The 6,866-nt window shown below is 62.1% G+C and carries 9 protein-coding genes; 5 read left to right on the forward strand and 4 right to left on the reverse strand.

Annotation, left to right across the window (positions count from 1 at the left end; translation table 11 throughout):
* Position 1: 1 nt before the first annotated feature.
* From Q1V60_RS21165 to Q1V60_RS21175, 3 genes are all read right to left on the reverse strand, one after another.
* Complete coding sequence (locus Q1V60_RS21165) at positions 2-583, reverse strand: YceI family protein (RefSeq protein ID WP_300634329.1); 582 nt, start codon at positions 581-583, stop codon at positions 2-4.
* 105 nt (positions 584-688) lie between these two features.
* Positions 689-1,003 (reverse strand): amidase, encoded by a 315-nt coding sequence (locus tag Q1V60_RS21170; protein WP_300634331.1) that lies wholly within the window; start codon positions 1,001-1,003, stop codon positions 689-691.
* Positions 1,000-2,073 (reverse strand): serine hydrolase, encoded by a 1,074-nt coding sequence (locus Q1V60_RS21175; RefSeq protein ID WP_300634350.1) that lies wholly within the window; start codon positions 2,071-2,073, stop codon positions 1,000-1,002. The genes Q1V60_RS21170 and Q1V60_RS21175 overlap by 4 nt, the downstream gene beginning before the upstream one ends.
* A gap of 186 nt (positions 2,074-2,259) precedes the next feature.
* Here Q1V60_RS21175 and olsB point away from each other — a divergent pair, with 186 nt between their 5' ends.
* Positions 2,260-3,015, forward strand: coding sequence for an L-ornithine N(alpha)-acyltransferase (olsB, locus tag Q1V60_RS21180; protein WP_300634334.1), 756 nt, complete (start codon positions 2,260-2,262; stop codon positions 3,013-3,015).
* Entirely contained in the window at positions 3,015-3,803 is a 789-nt protein-coding gene (locus Q1V60_RS21185) for a lysophospholipid acyltransferase family protein (RefSeq protein WP_300634336.1), read from the forward strand. The genes olsB and Q1V60_RS21185 overlap by 1 nt, the downstream gene beginning before the upstream one ends.
* 78 nt (positions 3,804-3,881) lie before the next feature.
* Here Q1V60_RS21185 and Q1V60_RS21190 read toward each other — a convergent pair whose 3' ends face one another.
* Positions 3,882-4,469: an ACP phosphodiesterase gene (locus Q1V60_RS21190; protein ID WP_300634339.1), complete on the reverse strand. Its 588-nt coding sequence runs from the start codon at positions 4,467-4,469 to the stop codon at positions 3,882-3,884.
* Positions 4,470-4,623: 154 nt separating this feature from the next.
* On the opposite strand from Q1V60_RS21190, the gene Q1V60_RS21195 reads away from it, so the two are divergent.
* The 3 genes from Q1V60_RS21195 to Q1V60_RS21205 form a co-directional block, all read left to right on the forward strand.
* On the forward strand, positions 4,624-4,941 hold the full coding sequence (locus Q1V60_RS21195; RefSeq protein WP_300634342.1) for a helix-turn-helix transcriptional regulator: 318 nt from the start codon (positions 4,624-4,626) through the stop codon (positions 4,939-4,941).
* 13 nt (positions 4,942-4,954) lie between these two features.
* On the forward strand, positions 4,955-6,121 hold the full coding sequence (locus Q1V60_RS21200; RefSeq protein ID WP_300634344.1) for an MFS transporter: 1,167 nt from the start codon (positions 4,955-4,957) through the stop codon (positions 6,119-6,121).
* Positions 6,122-6,147: 26 nt separating this feature from the next.
* Positions 6,148-6,866, forward strand: a 719-nt coding sequence (locus Q1V60_RS21205; protein WP_300634347.1) for an alkene reductase, incomplete at its 3' end; no start/stop codon positions are given.

Consider the following 6,866-nt stretch of genomic DNA (forward strand, 5'->3'; position numbering starts at 1 on the left):
GTCAGCGCGCCGTGAAGATCAGCACCGCACCCACCGGCACCGACAAACTGATCGATTTGAGCCCCGCCGCCTTGCGCAGCGCCGCCACCCCGGGCTGCAGCTCGAAATCTTCGGCACGCACCACGACAGGTTCGAGGGTCACGACCTGGAAGCGCCGGTCATCCAGACGCGTGGCCAGCAGCTCAGCGTCGTAGGTCTGGGTCTTGCCATGCAGGGTGATGCTCAACGGCAGGCGCATCTCCAATTGCGCGCCGGAAGCCAAGTCATTGATCGGTTGCAGGTTGATCTGTGTGCTGATCAACGCTTCGGGAAAACGCTTGATCTCGAACAGCTCTTTGCGCATGCGCTCGTCACGCAGCGGGACGCCACTGTTGATCGACTCCAACTCCACTTGTACCTGGGCCGCGCCTTTACCATCGACCTTGCCGTGAAGCACCAGGAAGCGGTGGACCTCGGCGATCTCGGTGTTTTTGGTGGTAACGAAAGACAGGCGCGAGGATTCGTTATCCAGGTACCAGTCGGCGTGGGCAGGCGCAGCGGCACAGGCCAGCAGCGTGAAGAGGAGGGGCTTGAGGTTGAACATAAAGACTCTAGGGCAAAAAACCTGCGCGAACATTAAGCGCAATCTCACAAGCGGCGCAAATCCAATGTAAAGACAGACTGTACCGACGCAGGTCGCATCAGAATATCAGGGGATCAGGCGACACCCCTGCCGCTCCCCCATCCACCGCGCGGTATGCGTGCGCCCCAACCCACTCGCCGTCACTTCACTGCGCTCGGGTTTGTCGACAAACCCACTGGTCGGCACATACTGCTTTACATACCCCAGGCAATAATCCGCAGGCATGTTCTCCACATAGCGACACGAGCAATACTCCTTGGCCGTGTACGCCGCGATGATGTCGGGAAAGGCTTGCAGGTTGACGCGCTCGTGCCATATCCAGCCTGACAACACGAGCAACAGCACCAGCAAAACGCTGATAAACGGATGACGACGAATCATGACCGCACCGCCGCCAGCACGCGCTTGAGCAATTCGTTATGCCGGTAGCTGCCGTCGCGGTCATCGCCATAGCGCACAATCACCAGGTGCTCGTCGGGCAGCACAAACAGCGCCTGGCCCCAGTGCCCCAGCGCGGCGAAGGTGTCGGCCGGCGCGTCGGGCCAGGGTTGGGGCGTGCCCTGGTTGAGCCACCAATGGCCACCCGGTACGGCTTCATCCTGGCCCGTTTTGTAGTTGTTGAAGGGTTGGCGGTTGAAGGCGACCCACGCCTTGGGCAGCAATTGTTGCTCACCCCAGCGCCCGTCCCGCGCCATCAGCAAGCCGACCCGCGCCAGATCGCGGGCGGTGAGGTAGGCGTAGGAGGAGGCGACGAAGGTTTCATCGGCATCGGTTTCCCACGTCGCGTTGCGAATGCCCAATGGCTGGAACAACGCCTCCCACGGATAGCTCATATAGGCCTTGTGGCCGAGCATGCCCTTGAGCGCAGCGGACAGCATGTTGCTGTCGCCACTGGAGTAACGGAACACCTGGCCGGGTTCGGCGGCGGCTTCGGTATCGGCGGCAAATTGCGCCATATCGGCGCGACCCCGTGTATAGAGCATCGCCACTACCGAGGATTTGAGCGGCGCGTATTCATAGTCTTCCTGCCAGTCCAGGCCCGAGGCCCAGTGCAGCAGGTCGGCCATGGTCACCTTCGGATGCTGTTTCATCGCTGGGTAAAAGCGCGCGACGGGGTCACTCAGTTTGAAGCGGTTCTGGCCGTAGGCCACCCCCAGCACGGTCGCCATCAAGCTTTTGCTGACCGACCAGGTCAGGTGCGGCGTGCTGGCGGTAGTGGGTGCGGCGTAGCGTTCATAGACGACCTGGCCATCGCGGATCACCAACAGCGCGTCGGTGCGAATTCCCTGGCGAGTGGCGTCGTCACGGGGCGGGAAAGCGTAGGCGTTCAATGCATCAACCGCGGGGCCTTCAAGTAATTTGCCGGTGGCCCAGTCTTTGTCAGGCCAGGTTTCGGCGCATGCGCCAACGGTGACGAACAGCAGGACAACGCACAGCAGGCCTCTGACCATGGGACGCAAACTCAAGGGGCATTCAAGCCCGCGATCCTAGACCAGGCCGATGACAGATTTACGACAACAGGCCTGTCACCCAACCGTCACCGTAACTTCATGGAGATGACACCGAGGCTACATAGCCTGACTTTGGACAACAAAGTCGACTGGCCGCACAACCTGGCCGGCACTCGGAGACTCGCTATGACTCAGATCGCCCGCATCAGCGACACCGGCAATGAACGCCGCCTGCAAGCCGAACGCCTGATTGGCGCCAAGGCTTTGCAGGAAGCCCAGGCCCTGCGGTTCAACGTATTCAGCGGCGAGTTCAACGCCAAGCTGAAAGGCGCGGAACTGGGCCTGGACATGGATGACTATGATGTTCACTGCAGCCACATCGGCGTGCGTGACTTAAACAGCGGTCGACTGGTGGCCACCACCCGTTTGCTCGATCATCAGGCCGCCAGCACCTTGGGCCGGTTCTACAGCGAAGAAGAATTCAGCCTGCATGGGCTGCTCCACCTGCAGGGCCCGATCCTGGAAATCGGCCGTACCTGTGTCGACCCCGCCTACCGCAACGGCGGCACCATCGCGGTGCTCTGGGGCGAGTTGGCCGAGGTGCTCAACCAGGGCGGCTACAGCTACCTGATGGGGTGCGCGAGCATCCCGATGCACGATGGCGGCATTCAGGCCCACGCGATCATGCAGCGTCTGCGCGAGCGTTATCTGTGCAATGAACACCTGCGCGCCGAACCGAAAAAACCACTGCCGGCGCTGGCGCTGCCATCCAACGTCATCGCCGAAATGCCACCGCTGCTCAAGGCCTACATGCGCCTGGGGGCGAAAATTTGCGGCGAGCCGTGCTGGGATGAAGACTTCCAGGTGGCCGACGTGTTCATCCTGCTCAAGCGCGATGAGCTATGCCCCCGTTATGCGCGCCACTTCAAGGCGGCGATGTGATGGGCCGCCTGCGCGTGTACGGGCGCATCGCCCGGGTGCTGCTGGTGGTTGCGCTGGGCTTGAGCATGGCCAGCGTGTTTGGCCTGTTCGAACGCCTGGGGGTGGCCAATTCGATGGTACGGCGCCAGCGCTGGTCGCGGTTCTTCATGGCGCGGTTGACCAACGCCCTGCCCTTTCGCGTGACGGTGCACGGCGAGTTGCCGCAAACACCGATGCTGTGGGTGAGCAATCATGTGTCCTGGACGGATATCCCGCTGCTGGGCATGGTGACGCCGCTGTCGTTCCTGTCCAAGGCCGAAGTACGCACCTGGCCGGTGGCCGGCTGGTTGGCGGCGAAAGCCGGCAGCCTGTTCATTCGCCGTGGCTCGGGCGACAGCCAGTTGATTCGCAAACAGATGACCCGTCATCTGGAGCACCGGCACCCGTTATTGATGTTCCCGGAAGGCACTACCACCGACGGCCGCAGCCTGCGCACTTTTCACGGGCGTTTGCTGGCCAGTGCGATCGATGCGGATGTGTCGCTGCAACCGGTAGCGATCCGCTACCTGCGCGATGGGCAGGTGGACCCGTTGGCACCCTTTATTGGCGATGATGATTTGCTCTCGCACCTGATGCGTTTGTTTGCCAATGATCAGGGCGACGTGGAAATCCATGTGCTCAAACCGATTGCCTGCGCCGGGCAGGAGCGCGCGGCGCTGGCGTATCAGGCGCAGCAGGCGGTGCAGAAAGCGCTGTTTGGTGACGTGGTGCAGCCGGTCGAGCCACGTGGCGCCTTGATCGCCGCCTGAAGGCGAGTCTCTGTAGGAGCGAGCTTGCTCGCGAAAAGCGAACAGACAGCGCGGGGTCCTGATAACGCTGCGTTATCGTTAACGATTTTCGCGAGCAAGCTCGCTCCTACAGAAAGCCTGTAGCTCTGGATAGAACAGTCGGAAGTCTTCACTCAGCGGCTCATACAACACGCCTAACTCCTGCATCGCAAACCCCAGCGCCTCGGGCTGCGTCAGTCGTCGCGAAATCCCGCGCAACACCTGCTCCATCACCGCAAACTCGCGATACGAACCCAACCAATCATCGGCCGCCATATACGGCGCAATCTGCGCCAGCCGGCCCGGCAACTGCGGTTCTGCCGCCAGCACGCGGTATACCTGCGCGGTGAAGCGCTCCAGCGGGTGGTCGGCATACAGCGCCCAATCGCGCGCCAGGCAATGGTCGAAAAACACATCGAGCACGATCCCGGCATATCGCCTGCGCGTCAGGCTGAAGCGCGACAACGCGATCCCCACCAACGGGTGACGGTCGGTGAAGCGGTCAATGGAACGATGCAATTGGATCGCAGCTTCAATGCTGGGGCTGAACTGGCCCTGCAAGCGGCCTTTGACGAAGTCGCCATACAGGCTGCCCAGCAATTGCGCAGGAAGTTGGCCGCCCAGGTGCAGATGTGCGAGATAATTCATGCCGCGCAGTCTATCACTGCCGTACGCATATCGTTATAACCCGATATACCGATTCATGCTGATCTCAGATCAAAAACATATTGGTATATCGGGATATAACGATTTAAGGTTCGCCTCATCGCGATATAACGTTTTACTACACCGAGCACCTGCCATGTCCATCGACCTCGACGAAATAATAAAAGCCCTGGCGCACCCAGTACGACGAGACATCCTCACCTGGCTCAAAGACCCGAAAGTGCAATTCCCCGAGCAACTGCACAACCACGAATACGGCATCTGCGCCGGGCAGATCGACCAGCGCTGCGGCTTGTCCCAGTCGACCGTGTCGGCCCACCTGGCCACCTTGCAACGTGCGGGCTTGATCACCAGCCAGAAAGCCGGGCAGTGGCACTTTTTCAGACGCAATGAGGACGTGATCCAAGCCTTCCTCACGGCGCTTTTCACCGAACTCAGCGCACCCTCGCTGTAACAAGGAAACACAAATGCCCCTCTCGCTACTCATCCTGGCCCTCAGCGCCTTCGCCATCGGCACCACCGAGTTCGTCATCATGGGCTTGCTGCCCGAGGTGGCGGCGGACCTGGGTGTGTCGATTCCCGGCGCGGGCTGGCTGGTCACCGGCTATGCGTTGGGCGTGGCCATCGGCGCGCCGTTCATGGCACTGGCCACCGCCAGGCTGCCGCGCAAGGCCGCCCTGGTAGCGTTGATGGGTATCTTCATTGTCGGCAATCTGCTCTGCGCAATGGCGAGTGATTACAACGTGCTGATGTTCGCCCGTGTGGTGACCGCGCTGTGCCACGGTGCCTTCTTCGGGATTGGTTCGGTGGTGGCCGCCAACCTGGTGCCCGCCAACAAACGTGCCTCAGCGGTGGCGTTGATGTTCACCGGTTTAACCCTGGCCAATGTGCTGGGCGTGCCACTGGGCACCGCGCTGGGCCAGGAAGCCGGCTGGCGTTCGACCTTCTGGGCAGTGACGGTGATTGGCGTGATCGCCTTGATCGGCCTGATCCGCTTCCTGCCGGCCAAGCGTGACGAAGAAAAACTCGACATGCGCGCCGAACTGGCCGCGCTCAAAGGTGCGGGTATCTGGCTGTCCCTGAGCATGACCGCCTTGTTCGCAGCCTCTATGTTTACCCTCTTCACCTACGTCGCGCCGCTGCTGGGTGACGTCACCGGCGTGTCGCCCAAAGGCGTGACCTGGACCCTGCTGCTGATCGGCCTGGGCCTTACCCTGGGCAACATCATCGGCGGCAAGCTGGCCGACAAGCGCCTGGCTGCCACCCTGATCGGCGTATTTATCAGTATGGCGGTGGTGTCCACGGTGCTGAGCTGGACCAGCGTCGCGCTGATCCCGACTGAAATCACCCTGTTCCTGTGGGCCACCGCCTCGTTCGCCGCCGTACCGGCGCTGCAGATCAACGTGGTGACCTTCGGCAAGGCCGCGCCGAACCTGGTGTCCACCCTGAACATCGGCGCCTTCAACATCGGCAATGCCCTCGGCGCCTGGGTCGGTGGCAGCGTGATCGCCCACGGTTTCGGCCTTACCAGCGTGCCGCTGGCTGCCGCCGCCCTGGCGATCCTTGCCCTGCTGGTGACCCTGATTACTTTCCGTCAGAGCGGCAATGCCGGCCTGGCCCCCGCGACCAACTGATCAACTTAAGAGAAAGGTTTTTTTCCATGACGACTATTTTTGATCCGATAAAACTGGGCGACCTTGAACTGTCGAACCGTATCATCATGGCGCCGCTGACCCGCTGCCGCGCCGACGCCGGCCGCGTGCCCAATGCGCTGATGGCCGAATATTACGTGCAGCGCGCGTCCGCCGGGCTGATCCTCAGCGAAGCCACCTCCGTGACGCCCATGGGCGTGGGCTACCCGGACACGCCGGGCATCTGGTCTAACGACCAGGTGCGCGGCTGGGCCAACATCACCAAGGCCGTGCACGGCGCTGGCGGCAAGATCTTCCTGCAACTGTGGCACGTCGGCCGCATTTCCCATGAGTCGTACCTCAATGGCGAAGCCCCGGTGGCACCGAGTGCGGTCCAGGCCAAAGGCCACGTCAGCCTGGTGCGCCCGCTGGCCGACTACCCCACCCCGCGCGCCCTGGAAACCGCTGAAATCGCCGACATTGTCGACGCTTACCGCACCGGCGCCGAAAACGCCAAGGCCGCCGGTTTCGACGGCGTGGAAATCCACGGTGCCAACGGCTACCTGCTCGACCAGTTCCTGCAAAGCAGCACCAACCAACGCACCGACCAGTACGGCGGCTCCCTGGAAAACCGTGCGCGCCTGCTGCTGGAAGTGACCGACGCCGCCATCGAAGTCTGGGGCGCCGGCCGCGTGGGCGTGCACCTGGCACCGCGTGCCGACGCCCACGACATGGGCGACGACAACCT

It is taken from the genome of Pseudomonas sp. (assembly GCF_030147005.1).
Taxonomy (GTDB): Bacteria; Pseudomonadota; Gammaproteobacteria; order Pseudomonadales; family Pseudomonadaceae; genus Aquipseudomonas.

Bases quoted from the DNA above. Each gene is read 5' to 3' on its own strand.
- Q1V60_RS21165 (WP_300634329.1), bottom strand. From the start codon at position 583: ATGTTCAACCTCAAGCCCCTCCTCTTCACGCTGCTGGCCTGTGCCGCT.
- Q1V60_RS21170 (WP_300634331.1), bottom strand. From the start codon at position 1,003: ATGATTCGTCGTCATCCGTTTATCAGCGTTTTGCTGGTGCTGTTGCTC.
- Q1V60_RS21175 (WP_300634350.1), bottom strand. From the start codon at position 2,073: ATGGTCAGAGGCCTGCTGTGCGTTGTCCTGCTGTTCGTCACCGTTGGC.
- olsB (WP_300634334.1), top strand. From the start codon at position 2,260: ATGACTCAGATCGCCCGCATCAGCGACACCGGCAATGAACGCCGCCTG.
- Q1V60_RS21185 (WP_300634336.1), top strand. From the start codon at position 3,015: ATGGGCCGCCTGCGCGTGTACGGGCGCATCGCCCGGGTGCTGCTGGTG.
- Q1V60_RS21190 (WP_300634339.1), bottom strand. From the start codon at position 4,469: ATGAATTATCTCGCACATCTGCACCTGGGCGGCCAACTTCCTGCGCAA.
- Q1V60_RS21195 (WP_300634342.1), top strand. From the start codon at position 4,624: ATGTCCATCGACCTCGACGAAATAATAAAAGCCCTGGCGCACCCAGTA.
- Q1V60_RS21200 (WP_300634344.1), top strand. From the start codon at position 4,955: ATGCCCCTCTCGCTACTCATCCTGGCCCTCAGCGCCTTCGCCATCGGC.